Source organism: Psychrobacter sp. UBA6739 (assembly GCF_002453835.1).
Classification (GTDB): Bacteria; Pseudomonadota; Gammaproteobacteria; order Pseudomonadales; family Moraxellaceae; genus Psychrobacter; species Psychrobacter immobilis_A.
This window is the reverse complement of record NZ_DKHR01000063.1, coordinates 1-20,827: the sequence shown is the minus strand read 5'-3', so window position 1 is coordinate 20,827 and position 20,827 is coordinate 1. Positions and strand designations below refer to the sequence as shown.

Sequence of the window (20,827 nt, the reverse complement as noted above, 5' to 3'; positions counted from 1 at the left end):
ATTGTCGTATTCTCTCAGAATGTTGAGTCTCCGACAATCCCGGGGCGGTTCAATCTCTTATCTACCAGTTCGTAATGCTCCAGCGGGTACGGTCATTCAGTACAAGGCAACATACAGCAATATTATTAACAAAGATATCCAAGATCTGGCTGTCGTACTGCCTATCCCTGCCAATATGGCTTTCACTGGTGAAGCTAACCCTACCAGTGCTCAAGCCAGTATCGATGGCAAGAACTATGCTGATATGCCACTGATGCGTAAAGTCGATGGCAAAATGGTTAAAATTCCGTTTTCTGAATACCGTACCCTGCGCTGGAATATCAAGTTATTACCAGCACAGAAGTCTGCCGCCGTGGCACTCAACACGATCGTCAACTAGACCTCTCCTTCAACTCACAAAATCTTGCTCTTCTAATTTTAGGATATCTCTATGAAATCAAATAATTTTAATTATAGCCTGTTAGCCGTTGGTGTTGCTGCGGTAATGGGTATCTCTACTGGGGCTACGGCTGCCGTTAGTGGCACATCAACGAAATCTCCTACTATTGTTAACGTAGCTGAAGCTACCTATTCTGTTAACAACGTTGAACAGCCTAAAGTCAAATCTAATGCTGTTACTGTTAATATCTCAGAGCAGATTTCATTCTCACTTTTGGCGCAAAATTCTGGTAATGCGGATGATATAAATTCTGGTGGCAACGTAACTCCTGAAAAGGTGGTAGCGTTTGTACATAGATTAGAAAATACTGGTAACCGTACTGATGAATACACGGTCAATTTAAGCAATATCACTAATGGATCTGGTGATCAGGCTGATTACGACCTTGGTTCTTCTACAGTTTCATACCAGTTATTTGAAGCTAGTGGGACTGCGGCTACTGGTTCAGGGACATCTGGCACTGATATTCCTGTTAACTCAATACTTACTGGCACCAATAATGTCTTTACACTGACAGCTGGTCAGTATGTTGTATTCACTATCAATGCTAAGACGAAAGGCAATAAAGGCGGAGATACTCAAAAACTCACTTTGACCGCTACGAGTACGGCTCTATCAACGAATACACCAGCAGGCGTTAGTAAGACATTAACCAATACAGATACATCAAGTACAGTTTTGCCTGTTTTTGGTATCGTAAAGTCGATAACTGACACGCTTAACCTTAATGACTTAGATGATACCGCTACCTATAGTATCAAAGTCACTAACGATGGCCGTGCAACTTATGCTGCTGCTGCAACTGGTATCACCGTGCGTGATACATTACCTGCTGGTCTAATATTAGTAGCAAATTCTGTAAAATCAACGGATGCTACTAGTGGTGCTTCTGTTGTAGAAACCACGACTGGTACTAATCAAGGCTTTGTGTATTCAGGTATTGATCTAGCTGTTGGGGCTAGTGTAACGATCACCTTTGATGTCAAACAAGACCCTAAGGTAGCGCCTGTCAATGGTGTGATCAATCACGCGCGTGTTGAAGACACTTTAGATAGTGGTGTGACTATTATTGATAGTACCAATAAAGACGATGCTGCTGAAAATACGAAGACTTATTACCCTGCCGATGATGATACAGAGTATACCAATACTGCTGAGCCCGGTACTAAAGGTGGCGATTCAGCTGCGGCTCTAGAAGTCAATAAACGTAGTTTAACGATCTCTAATGGTGTCGATAATAAAGGCACTTCTAAAGAGATTGCTGTAGACGGTACTACTATCTTCACTAATACCCTTACTAATACAGGTGATGCACCTGAGGGCGGCACCAATCGTCCTATTACCATTAAAATTACTGATCCTGATGGTAAGACACCCCTTGGCATCATAACTGACACAGCTGCCACTAATCGTCCTAGCTATAAATTAGCTGATGGCACAACAGGATATTTAGAACCTACTAGCACTGCTGGCGAATATCGTCTTCCAAGTTCAGTGATTATTGCATCAAAGGGCACTGTTGATATTATTTATACAGTCAATTCTGATGGCACAGGTGCGCTAAATAAGACTGAAAATAATATCGTCACTATCACACCTGCTGGTAATGATCCTTCAGCGCCAGCCATTGCTACTAATACCACAACCATAAAAGGCTTAACGCTAGCTAAGTTACAAGTACTTGATGCTAATTGTGATGGTACTGCTGAGGGTACATTTGTAAATACTGCTATCGATGCTGAACCAAACCAATGCGTTATCTATAAGATTGATGCTACCAACACATCCACTACCGCACTAGGCTTTGATATTACAGGATTGACCATTTTAGATCCTAAATCTAAATTCGCAGCCGCGGCAGACTATGTAGCAGGATCTGCTACCACACCTGGAGTGCCAGCCGCCAATATCACCACAGCAGCAAATGATGATGGTACTAATATCAATACAACAATCACTACTTTGTCACCTCAAAGTACTGCAACTCTTCAATTTAGAGTCAAGATAAAGGACGCTCCTAAACAATCTCAACCTTAATAAAAATAACTATTTATCGTTCCACTGATTCTACAAGTACATCAAGTGCTTGTAGAACTACCCTTACCCTCACTGATATTTTATTGGATAAGCGACATATGACTCTATCTACCATGACACCGTCTAATCGTACTGCATTGTGTTCAGCGAAGATCTCTGCGCTGTCATTGGCAATGTTGCTTATGCAATCAAATATCGCGATTGCAGCTGATGCAGCAAACCCTAATCTGCAAATCATTAACAATATTGCAAATGCTAGCTATAACGTCAATAACCAGACTGACGTCACAATATCTAGCACCTCAAACCAAGTACAAGTCAAAGCCTCAGACCTTCCTGAATACGGTATTGAACTCACTCAACAGCCGTTACTTACCGTTATGCCTAACGCCTTGGTCAACTGGGTAAATGTCCTAAGCAATACCAGCTATAGCAACCAGACTGTTGAGCTAACATTAGCTGTATCTCCAACGCTCTCAAACTTAAAAGTCTATCAAGATCTAAATAAAAACGGCGTCGTTGATAATGGTGATACTGAAGTTATTTTCGATAATTTAAGCGCACAAATCAAATTTGGACACAGTGAAAGTATCCAGTTTATCGTGCAAGCTTTATCAGATGTTAACGGCAAAAGTGGCGATACTGCAGATATTAAAATTGGCGCTGTCGTTCTAGAAGACCCATCCGTATCGAGTGTCAACGCGATTGATAGACTGATCATCGTTGAGCCTGAAATCAAATTTACAACGCCTAAGTTTGACGAAAACAAAACCACCTCGCAAATCGAGGAAAACGTCTATATCGATGCCAGCTATGCGCAGTGTAACGTTCAGCTAGATAAGCCAGATCAAGTATGGGTCACGATTACCTCTTTGTTGACGGGTGACAAATACGCATTGAAAGCGATTGAGACGGGCAATAGTACTGGTAAATATCAGCTATCAGCACCAACACAAAACAATGCTAACGCTGTCAATGACAAATTTATTCAGACTCTAGCAAATGATACGTTGACTGCAAGTCTAGACGCCTGTATCGCGCCTTCTGTCGGCACTGGCGCTGAGCAGCTACCAAGCGAAGATGACTTCACCGTACGTATCGATGACTTAGATACACAAATCAATATCGTCGATGATAGCCCAAGCTTAGTCGTCACCAAAGAAAGCGACGTTAAAAGCGCTGAATTTGGTGATTATGTTAGCTACACCATCAATATCACCAATAGTGGCAACTCTACCGCTTACGATGTGCAACTAAAAGACGCCCTACCACGTGGTTTTGCTTATGTAGATGGTAGTGTACGTGTCAACCAAACTACTGATATCAATATCGACCAAGCGCAAACCACTGAGTTTAAAGCTGATGGTAAATATCAGGTGCTAAATTTAGGTAATATGGCAAATGGCGAAAGTAAAAAAATCACGTATCGTGTCTTAATCGGTGCTTCATCATTAGGCGGTGATGGCATTAACCGCGCGACTGCCGTTGCTAGCAATGAACAAGGTAAAAGCTTAGTTTCAAGAGAAGCACAGTGGAAGATTGAAGTAGAGCGCGGCGTCATGAATACTGATGGCATCATCATCGGTAAGGTCTACCACGATATCAACCGTGACGGCATTCAACAAAAAGAAGATGGCGAACTTGGCGTTGCAGGCGTGCGTATCTACATGGAAAACGGTAACTTTGTCGTGACTGATCCTGAAGGTAAGTATAACTTCTATGGTGTCAGTGCCAAAACTCACGTCTTAAAAGTTGACCGCACCACCATTCCTCACTCAACCGAGATGGTCACCCAAAGTAATCGCAATGCTGGTGATGCTGGCAGCCGTTTCGTTGACTTAAAATATGGCGAATTACATCGTGCCGATTTCGGTATCGTGGTCGGTATGGGCGATAGCACTGAGCGTTTGAATACGGAGCTTGTCGCTCGTAGCAAATCAGTGAGCGCTAAGAATGATAGCCTTGAGCAAGCAGTAAAAACCGAGCTAACCCTAGATCCTGACTACAATCGTGACTACGATGATAATGTAGACGCCAGTGGCTGCAACATCAATGGCGACTTAGATCTGGGCAGCAACTGTGACTCTGCTATCGTCAATGAGATGATCAATCCAGCCGCCAATCGTGTTGATATGACCGTAACTACGGTAGCACCGCCAGTAGAAAAAGAGCTAGAAGAATATCTCAAAGAAGTGGCTAACAATGACGTGGCTTTTATCAATTTAAACGAAGGTCAACAGCTCAGCACTTATAAACAAATGGTACAGGTACAAGCGCCACTGGGTTCAATATTTACCCTATATGCCAATGGAAAAGCAGTATCAGAACAACAAATCGGCAAAACAGCTGAGCAAGAAAAACAGAATGTGACTGCCTTTGATTACTATGCCGTCGACTTAAAGCGTGGCAACAATACCTTGCGCGGTGTCGCTACTGATGTGAATGGCAAAATTATCTCTGAGCAAACCATTAAAGTATCAACGCCAGACAATTTACAAGCCATTGACTATCGCACTCAAGCGCAGCTAGTACCGGCAGATGGCGTTAGCGATTATCAAGTCGTTATTAGCCTAAAAGACCGTGATGGCCGTCCGTATATCGCCTCAACACCTATCACTATCGATACCAATATCGGCCGTATCAATCTTAATGACAGCAGTAAAGATCAAGCTGGTACGCAAGTTATTGTCTCAGGTGGTGAGCTACTCATACCCGTGACTGCACCGAGTGTACCGGGTAAAGGTGAGTTGGTCATCGACACTGGTAGCAGTAAACAGATTATCCCGTTACAATTTACCGCGCAATTACGTCCTCTCATTGCCGTCGGCATCGTCGAAGGCGCGATCTCACTTAAAGACTTTGATGGCAGCAGCATTACTGACGCCCAAGGCGCTTTTGAGCAAGAGCTCAATGATTTCGCTGGTAACGATGACTATACCGCTTCTGGTCGCGCCGCGATGTTCCTTAAAGGCAAAGTACGTGGCGATTATTTGCTCACTTTGGCTTATGACAGCGACAAAAAAGGCGAGCGTCTGTTCCGTGATATCGAGCCTGGCGAATACTATCCTGTCTATGGTGATTCATCAGCCAAAGGCTTTGATGCACAATCTACCAGCAAACTCTATGTGCGCTTGGACAAGGGTCGCTCATTTGCTATGTATGGCGACTTAAAAACTCAAATTGATAACGATGAAGGTATTAAATTAGGTCAATATAACCGTACGTTGACTGGCCTAAAAGCCCAGTATGAAGATAGCAATACTCGCATTACCGCCTTTATCGCGGAGACCAGTTCCAGCCAACGCGTCAATGAGACTCGTGGTCTTGGTATCTCAGGCCCTTATCCATTGGCTGAAAACTTTGACGCCGTATTAGAAAACTCGGAAACTGTCGAAGTGATCACTCGTGACGCCAACAATCCAGGCTTGATCATTAGCCGTGAGACCCTTACCCGCTTTGCCGATTATGAAATTGACCCTATCAGCCGCAGCTTATTTTTAAAAGCCCCTATCGCTAGCCAAGACATCGATGGCAACCCTATTTATCTACGAGTCACTGTAGAAGTAGACGAAGGCGGCGAAAAATACTTGGTCGGTGGCATTGCTGCCAAGCAGCAGTTGACTGATAAAATCGCCATCGGTGGTAGCTATGTCAACAGTGCTGACCCTCTTAACAAAGAAGAGCTGGCTAGCGTCAACAGCGTTATCAAGTTTAACGATAAGCTAAAACTGGTCGCTGAATACGCGATGAATAAAGCTGAGAATCCAAATTTTCAGCCAAGCAATCAAATCAATGCAACAGAATTAGACGGTCAAGACGCAGAAGGTAATGCCTTGCGTATCGAGCTTGACTTTGATAACAAGAAAAACACTCGTGCCAAAGCTTATTATAACGATACTGACGAAGGTTTCGTGACTGGTGCCTCGCCGCAGACTGCTGGGCGCGCTGAATCGGGCGTCGAAGTCACTCATTTAATTAATGACAAAAAGACCGCGCTAAAACTAGAAGGCGTACGCACCAAAGATCATACCACTGATGCTAACCGCCAAGGTGTCTTAGCCAGTATTGAACAGCGTTTGAGCACCAACATCGTTGGCGAGATTGGCTTACGTTATTATAAGCAAGATGCAACGGCAGCTTCACGCAATATCCAAGCGGTAACAGACGTCGTAGATGTGACTGATAACACTCTCTTTAATGACGATATTATCAATCAATCGGCGCTAAATAATGTCAGTGATTCTGAAAAAGATATTGAAGGTACTACCGCCCGCGCTCGTATCACGGCACGGTTGCCCAAGCTCAATGACTCTTTAGTATTTGCAGAATATGAGCAAGATATTGATAACAGTAATCGTAATGCCACCTCCATCGGAGGCGAGACGTCGCTAGGTGGTTTAGGCCGCCTATACGCCCGTCATGACTTGATCAACAGTCTATCTGGTAGCTATGGTCTTGATGATACTGAAGAACGTCAACGTACCGTATTTGGTTTTGATGCCGCTTATATGAAAGACGGCAAAGTCTATAGTGAATATCGCATGCGTGATGCTATCAGTGCTCGCGAAGCTGAAGCGGCCATTGGTCTTAAGAACAAATGGTATGTCCAGCAAGGTTTAACCATCAATACTTTATTTGAGCGTGTTGAATCATTAGAGGGCGATACCGAAAACACCGCAACGGCAGCTGGCATTGGTGTAGAGTATCTTGCGAAAGAAGATTACAAAGCCTCAGCGCGTTTTGAGAAGCGTTGGGGTGAGACCAGTGACACATTACTAGGTAGCGCTGGTATTGCTTATCGCTATACCGACGATGTAACTCTGTTGGCCAAAGACATCTACTCGCGCGTCGATTATGACGATGGCAATCGTACGATTAATCGCTTCCAGTTAGGAGCTGCTTATCGTGATTATGATAGCAATCAGTTAGACATGTTAGCCAAGCTTGAGTATCGCTTAGATGATAACAGTACGGGCGATGACGCCTATCAAAAAGACGCCGTTATTTGGTCATTGAGTGGTAACTATCATCCAACGCGTCCGTTGACGTTATCAGGCCGTTACGCGGGTAAATATACTCAGTTTGATGCAGATAATATCAGTAGCGACAATACAGCCCATGCGCTTTATGCTCGTGGTCTATATGACATCAGTGAGCGCTGGGATGTGGGCTTGCAAGCAGGCACTTACTGGAACAAACAAGCAGATGATATGTCTTATATGCTGGGTGCGGAAGTAGGCTACAGCCCGATGACCAATCTTTGGTTGTCACTAGGTTACAACTTTATGGGCTTTGAGGATGAAGACATCGCTTATGACGATAGCACTATGGAAGGCGCTTACTTTAGATTACGTTTCAAGTTTGACGAAGACCTATTCAAACGTGATGATCCACGTAAGAACCAGCGTTTGACGACTCACTCTACATTGTAATTTATCCCCATTGTCGTGTTATCATCTGACGACAATGCGGGCGTTATCGCGCTGTTCATCATATTATATGACAGATATATTTTAATAAGCGATGAGATCAGCGCCGAAAACCGCAAGTACCAATACTAATATTGATACTGATCCGCTTAATATGAGGTTTTGCATCATGCCTAATCCTGCCAACAAAGCAGCCCATTATAAACAGCCTATAAAGGCTTTATTATCAACCGCTTTCTTCCTGACAATGACCTCGATTGCATCGGCGAGTCATCATACTCCTGAAGTGGCAGTAACCCATGACGCTACTCACTGTGCCAATGATGTTCAAACTCAGTCTCACCACCCAAAATACCAAAGTACGCGCCAACGTGCTATGAATTGTATGTTGAAAGAGTTACAAGCGTATCAACAAGAAAACATGAGCGCACGTCAACAATACTTTGCCTATAAAGCTCAGGCTTGGCTCAACTACGCCATCCATCAAGACAGCATAAATAGTCGTTCACCTGCTGGGCAGCAAGCCGCACAGGCAGCAGAGACGATTTTGACTACCTTAAAAAATGGCAAGGAACAAGATCTCAACCTTATTCAAGACATACCCTCAAACTCTGCTCTCATGCGCCCCGACCTATGGGCAACCTTAAGCGCGCTAAAAGATAGCGGTGGTATCGAGTCAGCACCACGAGAGATAGCCTTCAGCGAGGTCGCTTTAATTTGGGCCGCTACGAACCAATGCGAGCGCGGCTGGCGGGAATCAGGCATCCATTTTCGCATGGCAGATCGTTGGCTTGAACAAGCCCGCGAAGCTTACGTCAATACCCATGATTCACAGACCAACGTCGCTTTAGAAGAGCTGATCGTCATCTATTATAAGCAATATGAGACATTAGATGCGAGTACTGATAGTTGCCGTGGGCAAGTATTGACGCCTATCCGTTAAGTTCATTATTACCACTACTCATCAAGGCAGTAAATACAAAAAAGCCGACATCATATGTCGGCTTTTTTGTATTTACTTAGCAGATATTAGAGCATGTTAATCACACTCTAATGTCTATACATCATCTAAATAGCGAAAAAACTAGCGATTCTTACGCGGTAGCTTTTCTGGTAAATAGCAACGCAAATAAGCGATAAACGCAGTGTTTGCTTCTTGAATATATTCATTGGTAATGCTTTGATGACGGCGATAAGACAATGTAAATATCGCATTAATAATGCTATAAGCAATCAATAGCGTGTCTTGAATATCATGGAAACTCGGCATCTCATAGCGCTCTGATAAACGCTTATAAACCAAATCGACGATCTGATGATCGATATCTTCACCAAAACTATCACCTTCAAAATCAGGCGTGTTCGTGTCATAAATGAGCTTGGCTTTGGTTTCATCGTTATGGAATATCGTCACACAATTATCAATAAGCGCCGTCAAATAGCCCTGCCATCTGTCATAATTACCAATATCGACTGTTTCTACTATTTCTAATATTTCGATAGCATTCAAAAAACGCAATGCTAAAAATATCGCTTCGATGTTAGGAAAAAAGTGATAAGCAGAAGCCCTTGGAATGCCTGCTTCTTCACATACAGCTGCCAAAGTAATGTCATTGATAGGTTGTGTTTCACTTAACTTCTTGGCACCAGCCAAAAGTTTTTGACGGCGCGCACGGCCTTGTTGGCTGGTAAACTTGAACTTATTCGGGACCAGTTTTTTTGCCAGTTCCGAATCTACCAACACATCTTCAATCTTTTCGTCTTTATTTTCGCTCATCATAAGTCTCTTAATGTTACACCCTATTTTATAAATATAATCTTCAATAGATAGTATTCGCCCTAAATTGAAGAATTACATCCTATTAGCTAATAATGTAGCACTGATATTAGCGCTACTATGTCTAATGGAGAGGCATCATAAACGCTTGTACACTATCAAGCAAGGGAGATAAATGGGTTAAAAATTAATGTATAGGTCAACCATTTAATAGCGTTAACCACGTAATGTAAAAAATTTAATCATTGAGTTTAATTTTCGCTCTTATAATACCATGATCGATGACTCTATCTGCATAGTCCCACTTTAAATGGTCATTGAAATAGTCTACTCTTTCAACCTGACCCAGTGAAAACTTACTATCAGGAAGAAACTCTTCTGAAACAAATAATTGATCAATCACTTCTGGCATACCTTGATATATATGGGTATATGCCACATCTTTCATCCAACCATAGCGTGCTTGGATACGCGCAGCATCGAATAATGCAACATCGCGCATGCCTTTATCGTAATTAACTTCACCAGTCTCAGCCATCAATTGGGTAGTGACGCTACCAGTGACATCGTTCATATCACCTAACAAAATCAATGGCTCACGAGTATGACGTAAGCGCTCTATAATAGACATGCGAATAGAAGCTGCTTCTGCGGCGCGCATACATAAACTACGGAGCTTGGCACGGACTCGAATATTTGGATCGTCCATGTCTTCTAACAAATTGCCACTTTCATCACGCAAGAAAAATGCCCGTTTACTTTTTAGATGCGCCATAATAATCGTTATCGGTTGCCCAAAGGCATCGACCCGTACTACCAATGGTGGACGATTAAAGCGCTGGTAAAGACCAATATCAGGGATATCAATCACCGCTTTTGGTGCAATGTCTTCAAGCAAGCGGCTTTCTAATTGCTCAAAACGGCTAATAATACCAACAGCAGGAGTGTTTTGTGCCCCTTTGCCATGGGTATAAGGGCTTGAACGGTCGTTACTTGCCAGCGGAACAACAACAACATGCTCGGGCTTAAATCCCAACGACACCGCCAACGCTTCAAGCGCATTACTATCCCAGACTTCTTGCACCGCAATAATATCAGCATGTGCTTTTGCTAATAAATCAGTGATGCCGCTTAGCTTGTGCTCATATTCATCGTTACTGTAAGCTGGCGCATTGTCATAATAAATTCGGTTAGGGTTGGCAAAATTGAGCAAGTTGGCAGTGGCGATATAGAATTGTCTGGCGCTTTTAGCTTCCGCATTATTGTTCATAGATTACCTATCATTTTTATTCTAGAATATTGCTTCCAAAGATGATTGGCTGTTTAATATATTCATACTTAGTAATATACAGCAAAAAAGCCTCCAAAGAAATCTTTGAAGACTTTAAAATAGCATAAATTGAAAGTATTTAGTCTATCAGCAGACCCAAGTCTACAATCAGACTAAGCCCAGTGATAAGGTAGTAAGCTTATATACTGTCTACTTACTTAAATAAAATGTGCTGTTAGTTTCGCTTATTACGATACACGATTCCATGCGTCATACGATGCTTTGCGTGCTTCTTCCCACTCCATGCGTGATTCACCTTTTACTTCATGCCATGAGCGCTCTAATTCAGCTTCATGGTCTTCAAAACGTGCATCCGCAGGATAACGAGCACGGTTGGCGTACCCTACTGCATAAGCTGGATGTAGATCACGGTCGAAGTCATAACCTTCTTTGTAATAATCAACATTTGCATATTCTGCACGCCAGTAAGCTTCTTCACGTGTTGGATCAATCGCTTCTGCTGCTGCATGTCCTGCACCGCCACCAACGATAGCACCAATCGCACCACCAATGAGTGTACCAAGTGGTCCTGCCATTGTACCGATTGCTGCACCCGCTGCTGCGCCGCCAAGACCACCAATAGCTGTACCTACTGGATGCGAACCTGGCTCACCTGTGATGATATCAGCATTCAGATCCTGCTTAGCTTCTTTTGACATATGCTTTACTTCACTGCGATCAATACCGTCATAGTTACTCATAATTTTATCCTTAAATTAATTTGTTATATTTTAGATTTATTAAGTGCTAAAAATTAGCGGTCTTACTCGATTCATGTGTTACTTGAGTCGCCTAAAGTATAGAAATTTATGGATGACAACAGATAGATAGGTTGTGTAAATTGTGTCCAGATTGCGATTGCCTTGCGTTACAGCCTGTATCTTTATAATGATTTTGTAGGACAGTGAAGCGTTTTAAGTAATTTTTCATTGAGTTGTTACAATATTTTAATGTGTCTGTTCAATATTTATAAGGATGTCAGTGCTCTATCGATGGCTCGTTGCCACTTATTAAGATGCTGTTCACGGATATCACTGGACATTTGGGGTTCAAAAACACGATCGACTTGCCATGATGCTTGCATCGTCCCTTCATCATATAGCCCTGTTTTTAAACCTGCGAGTAATGCTGCCCCTTTGGCAGTGATTTCTGTATCTCTCGGACGCAGGACAGGCACATTGAGTAAATCAGCTTGAAACTGCATCAATAAGTCATTATTGGCCGCGCCACCATCTACTCTTAGCTCAGTTAATGGATGAGGACTGTCTTTTTGCATGGCAATGAGCACATCATAAGTTTGATAGGCAACCGCCTCTAACGCAGCACGAGCAATATGGGCTTTAGTCGTGCCACGGCTCATACCAGTAATACTCGCGCTGATATCGGAGCGCCAATAAGGTGCTCCTAGCCCTGTGAATGCAGGCAGTAACACCACCTCTTCACTACTATCAACTTGGCGGGCTAAATCTTCGACTTCACTGCTCTGTTGAATCATACCCAGATTGTCTCGTAACCATTGGACAATAGCACCTGCCATAAACACACTACCCTCCAAGGCATAAGTGACTTCCTTTCTGGGTGGCTGCAACATGCGTTTGCCTGACTGTACAATTTGATCGAACGATAAATTGTCTGGACGAGTCGGTGTGGATTTTCGTTGCCAAGCGATTGTCGTTAGTAGTTTATGCTCGCTCAGTTTGGGTTTTTGACCAATATTCATCAGCATAAAACACCCAGTACCATAAGTATTTTTAGCCATGCCAGCATCGAGGCAGCCTTGTCCAAAAAGTGCCGCTTGCTGATCGCCCAATACCGCTTGAATAGGAATTTGTTTGGCAAATAGTCCTTTTTTGGTTTTACCAAAGTCACCATCAGATGGTAGGACTTTAGGCAAAATACTCATAGGTATCGCAAAACGGGCGCACAGCTCTTCTGACCACTCAAGCTTGTGGATATCATATAATAAAGTACGGGAAGCATTGGTCACATCAATGACATGCTCGCCACCGGTTAGCTTATATATGAGCCAACTGTCTATAGTACCAACCGCTATTTCTCCTCTACTGGCTCGTACGCTCAATTTCGGATTGTGCTCTAATAACCAAGCGATTTTGCTGGCGCTAAAATATGGATCTAAACGTAGCCCTGTAATGCGTTGCACTTCGCTTGTCACATCATCATGGCTGCCATTAATCATGCTACTGGCACTCTCAGCTGCGAGTGTTTTACAGTAGTTCGCCGTACGGCGATCTTGCCAAATGATGGCAGGGGCTAAAGGTTTACCCGTTTGCTTATCCCACATGACAATAGATTCACGCTGATTGGTGATCGCGATACTGGTGACGTCGGTAGCAAGTAGCCCTGCTTGATTAATCACATCATGGGCACAGCTAATCTGCGTTTGCCAAATTTGTTGCGCGTCTTGCTCGACAAATCCCGCTTTTGGGGTTTGTAAAGTGGTGGGCTGCTGTGCCATTTTTATCGGACGCGCACGATCATCGTACAATATCGCTCGACTCGATGTCGTCCCTTGATCCAAAGCCAAAATATATCCTGCCATTGCTCACATCCTATTTTGTCGCATTCATTTTTTACATTTATATTTTATAGCCGAGTCTTTATTGATGGCACGTACTTTTTGTGAGTAACGCTTATCACAATAGCCAGTTTTATTTACATTAGCACTGCGCCAATGAGCAACTGCCGACGGTTAAAATAAATGCCGTTCATTTTAATCTTGCTCAATGCTATAAGGTGCTGAAATATAGCACACACCACTATTATGTATAGTTTATAAACTGCTTTGTAGTACAACAATCATCACTAACCATCATTATCGCTGACAGCTTTTAAAAGTGATCTAAAATCGATTTAAATGCTAATGACTTGATAAACCTTTTATTATTAATTAACAAATGATGTTATTATTTGTCTTAACACCCGACCTCTAACATAAAATCATGGCTTATTCAACGCACAGTAAGCAAATACTGAGCATTGACCCGTCACTATTGTGCCACTACAGTGTAGCGCTTGTTATCCATAACAAAATATTGGCGTCTGTTAATGGTTGACCATATTGGACTGTTTGGACAGGGTTTGACCATAACAGTTGATATTTTTGATACTTTTTTGCCTGACTCTAAAATACTTTGCATTCTAATTAATGGCTTATGTGACTTATGAAATTTGCTTTATCGACTCTGTCTACTGCGGTGATTACGATTACGTTCATGGGTTTATCGGTGCCTGCTTTGGCAAGCGCTACGGATCATAATATCGAGTCACCGAATGAGGTCACAGCCGTTGCAGTGACGCAAATTATCGACGCTGACACTCAATACAGTACTCAAAGCACCATTCAAGACATCGCTCAAAACAATACTCAAAAAAACGAGATTCAAAATAGAAGGTCAACGACAGATACGGATATGGGTCAAGCCGAGCAAAAAACTGGCTTAACAACGCTTATCGATCCCATTACCCATAAAAGCATTGATAATAGTTATCCATTAGCAGTATCTAGCCTGTTAAGCCTTGAGCAAGCTCAAAATATTTTATTGCAAGTGTCACCGAAACTGGCCGCCAATCAAGCGGCGATTGCTGCTAGTGAATACCAAACGGATGCGCTCAAAACTTTAGACAATCCATTGGTGTTTGCCCAATTATCAGCCAATGCTTACAACTTAGACGCGGATCTTGACTTATCATCATTGAAAAACGGTATTGTTAATGACGTTAACAATGGTGTCGATAATGTGATTCCGCCTATTCCACCACTACCAGATTTGCCGAATTTTGGTGAATTGGTCGGTGAGCGTATCCCAGATTCTTATGAGTTAAAGCGCTCAGGCTCAACGGCTGGTGCAGGTCTGGGCGTGGTTTGGCCCATCTATACTGCTGGACGTACCAACGCTTTGACAGGTGCTTCCAATGCCCGTACCCAAGAAGCCGTCGCAGACAGCCTATTGGATAAAAACGAGCTTTATAATACCCTGATTGAGCGTTATTTTAAGGCACAGCTGGCCATCATTGCCGCTTATTTACGCGAAGATGCTTATGATACCTTGCAGCAGACTGACCATATGGCGCAGCGGCTTTTTGAAGAAGGTTTTATCTCACGTGTTGATCGCCTAGAAGCACAATCTGCGCTTGCCGATGCAAAAAGTGAGTCCGTCAATGCCAATAACGATGCTCGTCTTGCGATGATGGCTTTACAGCGGTTATTGCGTACCGACTATCGCATCAAACCTACGACACCGTTATTCGTCTCTAGCCGTCCTTTACCCGATGTAAACTATTTTCAGAATTTATCACTCACCAATCACCCAGGTCTACAAAAAGTCGCCGCCAAACGCGCACAAGCTGAGCAGCTACATGCGCTATCAGATACTGGTCACAAGCCTACCGTCATGCTCTATGGCTACGGACAAATTGAAAAAGACCCCAGTTGGGTAGCCGGTATATCAGCCAGCTGGAAGCTGTGGGGTGGTCTTGATAAAAATGCATCACTCGCATCGAGCAATGCCAAAATACGCCAAGCAGATCTGTCTGAAATCGAAGTCAGTGACAATTTATTATTACTGGTCGAAAAAAACTGGCACGATGTTAATAATGCCCAATCTCGCTATCAGGCATTACAAAGCAATGTAGATCTGGCCGCAGAAGTATTGCGTTTGCGCCAGTTGGGGCTACAAGAAGGTGTAAATACACCGATTGAGGTAGTCCAAGCACAAACGCAGTCGCTTAAAGCACGTACTGAACAAGCGCAAGCGGCGAACAGCTATGTACAATCGCTGGCCGCACTCATGCAAAGCTGTGGTACACCTCTTGCCTTTAATGCCTATCTTAATGCTGCTGATATTCGATTACCGACTTTGTATACTGAGTAATGATTTAATTTGAAAATGATAGATAGTGTGGATAAGCGTTTATATAGTTGATTCGATTTGAAAGTATGACAAGGCAGCTGAGCGAAGATGTATATTTGATACCTCAAGCGAGGTTAACGCCGCAATACTATTACAGTAGCCTGACCATACTAATTATCATGAATCTGCCATTAACCATACTATTGCTAACTCTATTGTGAATACTGTTTTATGAAAAACCCGACTTCTAAATTAATAAATAACTGGCTGCAGCCTTCATTAAAGACGTGGCGTATTGCGAACAACTCTAATGTTTGGGCACACTGCGCGAGCGTGGGATTTTTTGGTTTCTTATCAATTTTTCCAGTAATGGCGGTGTTTGTACTGCTTTATGGTCTCGCGTTTTCACCAGCTGAGATGCAAGAGCAAATCTCGGTTTTGCGTCCGTTTATACCTGATACGGTGTATGAAGTCCTCAATTCACGCCTAAGCGCATTGGTCTCTAATACCACATCCGCGCTCACGTTTAGTCTTATCTTATCGACCTTACTCGCCCTATATGCTGGCTCTAAAGGTGTTAAATCTTTAATTATTCTGATCAATCTTGCCTTTCATATCACTCAAGAGCGAAGCTTCATACAAGGTAACATTTTAGCAGTCAGCTTAACCTTTGGCGCGGTAGTAATCTTGATTATAGCGGTCTCTTCTATTGCTATTATTCCTGTAGGGGCAGCCTATTTCCCCTTCCCGCAAATAGCTAAAACGATTGCGCTTTGGAGCAGGTGGCCTATATTGGCTGGTATCATATTTTTAAGCTTTTTAAGTCTCTATCGCCTAGCCCCAAACCGTGACGCCGTTGCGCTAAAAAAACTGGTACCAGGAGCAACTCTGGCGACCATTCTTTGGATTGTATTGTCTGTGCTATTTTCGATTTATGTGCAAAACTTTAATAACTATAGCGCTGAGTTTGGCGCGCTTTCAGCTGCCGTGGTCATTATGCTTTGGCTTTATTATTCAGCATTTATCGTCGCTTTTGGTGCGATTTTTAATTCTGAAGCCTTAGAAAGCGCCAAACCTTATGCTGTACGAATGTACTAATAACATACCCTTTATCCTCAATTTTGCTGCTTTAGGAATCTCACTGTCATGACTGAATCTACCAACGAATCAGACGACTCGCGCAAGTTAAACGACTCAGAGCAATCTACTGACTCAGTCAATAACCATAACGATCAAGTAACTGATGCTGAAAATGAGCAAGCAGTGCCTACTTATAAGCGCCATGCAGAAAAAGCGGATAAATCTGCCATGATAAAAAAGGCACTTCTGGCGCTATTGGTTCTGATTGTATTAGGTGTTATTGCCTATGGTCTATATAAAAGCAATCAGCATAGCGAGCCTGAAGTCGTGACTTTGCAAGGGCAGATGCAGATGCAGCAAACCTCCATCGCTGCAAAAGTGCCGGGACGTATTGCCAAAATTCTGGTCACAGAAGGTGATGCAGTGACAGTCGGGCAACAGCTGATTGAAATGGACTCGCCTGAGATTAACGCAAAGATCAATCAAGCGCTGGCTGGCAAGCAAATGGCACAAAGTCAGTTAGATAAAGCCGAAAATGGTGCCCGTCCACAAGAGATCGCTCAAGCAAAAGCGGCGTGGCAAGCCAACAAAGCTGCTTCTGATTTGGCAGAGAACACTTACCAGCGTGTCAACCGCCTTTATGAAGAAGGTCTTATGGCACGGCAAAAACGCGATGAGGCATATGCGCAATATCTGGCCACTCAAGATCAAACTGAAGCGGCGCGCTTACAATACGATTTGGCAAAAGAAGGCACACGCAGTGAAGATAAATCAGCGGCGACAGCACAAGTAGCACAAGTCGATGCCCAACTAGAAGAAGCACTGGTGGCAAAAGAAGAAGCCAATTTAAAAAGCCCTATTGCAGGTATTGTGGACAATGTCATTGTCAGCGCGGGTGAAGTCATCGGACAAGGCGTGCCTATCTTGACGTTGGTCAATACCGATGAGCAGTGGGTCGTACTTAATGTCACCGAATCCTACTTAAACCAGTTTGCGATTGGTCAGAAATTTACTGGTACGATTCCTGCGCTGTCATCAGCAAATAAGCCTTATACCAAACAGTTTACCGTTTATGCTACTTCCACATTGTCTGACTTTGCCACTTGGCGCCCGACCAATAATGATGATGGCTTCGATGTACGTACCTTTGAAGTAAAGGCACGTCCGACGACTCCTGATGCACGTATTCGCTCAGGTATGAGCGTTATTGTACGCGTCAATCCAGCACTTACTAATGCAAGCCAAGAGTAAGCCATGCACCCGATGAAGTTAAGTAAGACTTTTTTACGTAGTGCTGCCTATGAGCGACGGTTTTTGACCAAAAATCCGTGGGACTTTAGTATGGTGGTCTGGATACCACTGGCAACCGTCCTACTAATTTGGTGGATATTTTCACAAACACAGATTACGGATTTGCCCATTGGGGTGATAGACCAAGACAATAGCCCGATTGCCAATACCGCGGTACGCTATTTGGAAGCCAGCCCTACTCTAACGGTTAAACAGCTTTATTACTCAGAGGCTGAGGCAAAAGCGGCTATTTTGCAGCGTGATATTTACGCTATTGTCATTATCCCTGAAGATTTTTCTCGGCATATTTTATCTGCTGAGCCTGCTCCATTAATTTTACAAGTAAATGCTCAGTACGGCACACATTCGGGCATTATCCAAACCAGCGTTCAAGCGGTCGCTGGGACGTTATCGGCAGGCGTTGAGATACAGCGTTTAGTCAAACAAGGCATGGCACCGTCGCAAGCTGCGATTGCTTACTCGCCGATTGGTATACAGCGCATCAGCCTATTTAACGCAGCCACCGATTATCAGCAGTTTTTGGCTTCAACCGTCATACCCGCGCTGCTGCATATTTTAGCGATGGTGATCGGTGCAACGACGATTGGTCGTGAGCTGCGGGATAAGCGACTCGGCCACTGGTATCGCTTTATCAGTACAAGTCATCCTGATTTGACACGAACCACACAAAACAAGTCAACATCAGGGCAAGTATTAAATGCCGTAGAAAACAACCAAGACTTGAGTGAAAACGATCAAGTCTCTGTCCATACGAATGAAGATATGACGGAAAGTGCAAACGTTTTAGTATTATTGTTTGGTCTGTTAGGCAAATACTTTTGGCCGACATTGGCCTTTAGCATTTGGGCGATGTTGGCTCTATGGCTTGCCACGCCGCAAGAATCCGTTGCCATGAGCTCAGTGCTTGCAACTTATGCTGGTTTGATATTATTAATAATGCTATCGTTTTGGCTGGGTGCTATCTTTACCTTAGGCTCATTTTCATTACGCATGGGCTTGTCTGCTACTGGTTTTATTTCAGCACCTTCTTATGCCTTTGCTGGTGTGACCTTCCCTTATATCGCTATCAGTGACAGTGCTCGGCATTGGTCAGATGCACTGCCACTCACTCACTATCTAAAACTGCACATTGCACAATTACAGATGCAAGCGCCTGTTGCTGTGTCATTGCCGATCGTCTATGGTCTGGCTATTGCCACGACGATTGCGATGACCCTGACTACTTTATTAACCAAACGCGCTCTGGCGCATCCTGAACGTTGGGGGGCGCGCTAATGTCATTACCACCAAAAGACCATTTATCTTCGACAACGTCAGATTCAACCAAGCAGTCCTCAACACCTAGTTTCTTAGGTAGTTTTTTACAGACCATTAAGGACATCTTTTCTGATAAAGGTGTGCTATTACTCTTACTGATTGCCCCTATTATTTATGGTTTTTTTTATCCTTGGCCGTATTCGACAGAAGTGGTCAACCATGTACCTGTTGGTATCATTGATAACGACAATAGTAATCTATCACGAACCATCGTTCGCTATGCGAGTGCCAGTCCACAGTTAGACACACAGCTTTTTCTCAACGAGCAGCAGGCTAAAGAGGCCATGTGGTCAGATGAAATCGCTGGGTACATGGTCATTCCAAGTGGGCTTGAGCAGCAAGTACTATCGGGAAAAGCGGCGAGCGTCAGCGTATTGGGTAATGGCGGCTACTTTCTGTTAAATAAAAACGTACAGATGGGCTTTTTAAAAGCAGTCAGTACGGTATCAGCAGGGATTGAAGTCAAAAAAAACGTGGCACAAGGTGCTTATTCAGCAACAGCGGCTGCTAATACTCAAGCGGTACCATTAGTAATTATCCCTTTATACAATCAAACAGAAGGTTATGGCGCTTATGTGGTGCCAGCGGTCTCTATTCTAATTTTGCAACAAACCTTATTAATCGCCACAGCGATGCTGATTGGTACATGGTATGAGCAGCGGCGACATGCGACAAGTATCCGTGGTTGGCTTGGGCGAATTGCTGCGCTCAGTATGTTTAGCTTCATTATTGGCTGCTTTTATTATGGTTGGACATTTGAGCTACACCACTATCCGCGTGGGCAAAACATGCTTGGCAGTTTACTGTTCCTTTTGTTATTTTGTCCAACCGTGGCGACACTTGGTTGTGTGCTTGGACTCTGGTTTCGCCAGCGCGAACGTAGTATGCAAATCCTAATTTTTAGCTCACTACCGATGTTTTTTGTCAGTGGTTATCCGTGGCCAGCAGATCAGCTGCCCACAGTTTTACAGATCATACGTTGGTTCGTACCCACGACACCGGGTATCAACACCTCCGTCCAGCTTAATCAAATGGGGGCTAGTATTTCCCAAGTTTCTACTGGATTTTATGCACTAGCCGCCTTATGGGTGTTTTACTTTGCGCTACTTATGTGGGTGCGCTGGCATGACGCGAATAAAGTACTTAAAACAGTGTCCTAAAGCAAAAGACGATTGCATGTCATTAGCGACTGCCATCAATAAAAGCCAAATCAATAGACCTCTTGCAAAAGTCATA

General features: G+C 43.5%; 12 protein-coding genes and 1 pseudogene. 9 read left to right on the top strand and 4 right to left on the bottom strand.

Annotated features, from left to right (window positions below; genetic code table 11):
* The 4 genes and pseudogenes from B2575_RS13525 to B2575_RS13510 form a co-directional block, all read left to right on the top strand.
* A pseudogene (locus B2575_RS13525) lies at positions 1–379 on the top strand (hypothetical protein); the annotation flags it as partial.
* Positions 380–430: 51 nt separating this feature from the next.
* Positions 431–2,476 carry a hypothetical protein gene (locus B2575_RS13520; protein WP_296242690.1) on the top strand — a complete coding sequence of 682 codons (2,046 nt, stop codon included), beginning with the start codon at positions 431–433 and terminating at the stop codon, positions 2,474–2,476.
* Between the two features lie 98 nt (positions 2,477–2,574).
* Positions 2,575–7,908 (top strand): SdrD B-like domain-containing protein, encoded by a 5,334-nt coding sequence (locus B2575_RS13515; RefSeq protein WP_296242688.1) that lies wholly within the window; start codon positions 2,575–2,577, stop codon positions 7,906–7,908.
* A 166-nt stretch (positions 7,909–8,074) separates the two neighbouring features.
* Positions 8,075–8,848 carry a hypothetical protein gene (locus tag B2575_RS13510; RefSeq protein WP_296242687.1) on the top strand — a complete coding sequence of 258 codons (774 nt, stop codon included), beginning with the start codon at positions 8,075–8,077 and terminating at the stop codon, positions 8,846–8,848.
* Between the two features lie 141 nt (positions 8,849–8,989).
* Here B2575_RS13510 and B2575_RS13505 read toward each other — a convergent pair whose 3' ends face one another.
* The 4 genes from B2575_RS13505 to glpK all read right to left on the bottom strand — a co-directional run bounded on the left by B2575_RS13505 (position 8,990) and on the right by glpK (position 13,572).
* Positions 8,990–9,682: a TetR/AcrR family transcriptional regulator gene (locus tag B2575_RS13505; protein ID WP_055124242.1), complete on the bottom strand. Its 693-nt coding sequence runs from the start codon at positions 9,680–9,682 to the stop codon at positions 8,990–8,992.
* Between the two features lie 238 nt (positions 9,683–9,920).
* Positions 9,921–10,952: an endonuclease/exonuclease/phosphatase family protein gene (locus B2575_RS13500; RefSeq protein WP_296242686.1), complete on the bottom strand. Its 1,032-nt coding sequence runs from the start codon at positions 10,950–10,952 to the stop codon at positions 9,921–9,923.
* 248 nt (positions 10,953–11,200) lie between these two features.
* Positions 11,201–11,713, bottom strand: coding sequence for a hypothetical protein (locus tag B2575_RS13495; RefSeq protein WP_045446919.1), 513 nt, complete (start codon positions 11,711–11,713; stop codon positions 11,201–11,203).
* A 266-nt stretch (positions 11,714–11,979) separates the two neighbouring features.
* On the bottom strand, positions 11,980–13,572 hold the full coding sequence (glpK, locus tag B2575_RS13490) for a glycerol kinase GlpK (RefSeq protein WP_296242684.1): 1,593 nt from the start codon (positions 13,570–13,572) through the stop codon (positions 11,980–11,982).
* A gap of 622 nt (positions 13,573–14,194) precedes the next feature.
* Here glpK and B2575_RS13485 point away from each other — a divergent pair.
* The 5 genes from B2575_RS13485 to B2575_RS13465 all read left to right on the top strand — a co-directional run bounded on the left by B2575_RS13485 (position 14,195) and on the right by B2575_RS13465 (position 20,751).
* Positions 14,195–15,904, top strand: a complete 1,710-nt coding sequence (locus B2575_RS13485; RefSeq protein ID WP_296242683.1) for a TolC family protein — start codon at positions 14,195–14,197, stop codon at positions 15,902–15,904.
* A gap of 210 nt (positions 15,905–16,114) precedes the next feature.
* Positions 16,115–16,981, top strand: a complete 867-nt coding sequence (locus B2575_RS13480; protein WP_296242681.1) for a YihY/virulence factor BrkB family protein — start codon at positions 16,115–16,117, stop codon at positions 16,979–16,981.
* Positions 16,982–17,029: 48 nt separating this feature from the next.
* Complete coding sequence (locus B2575_RS13475) at positions 17,030–18,214, top strand: HlyD family secretion protein (RefSeq protein WP_296242679.1); 1,185 nt, start codon at positions 17,030–17,032, stop codon at positions 18,212–18,214.
* A 3-nt stretch (positions 18,215–18,217) separates the two neighbouring features.
* Positions 18,218–19,549 (top strand): ABC transporter permease, encoded by a 1,332-nt coding sequence (locus tag B2575_RS13470; RefSeq protein ID WP_296242678.1) that lies wholly within the window; start codon positions 18,218–18,220, stop codon positions 19,547–19,549.
* The gene (locus B2575_RS13465) at positions 19,549–20,751 is read left to right on the top strand and encodes an ABC transporter permease (protein ID WP_296242676.1); all 1,203 of its coding nucleotides are present in this window, start codon (positions 19,549–19,551) and stop codon (positions 20,749–20,751) included. The genes B2575_RS13470 and B2575_RS13465 overlap by 1 nt, the downstream gene beginning before the upstream one ends.
* Positions 20,752–20,827: the final 76 nt, after the last annotated feature.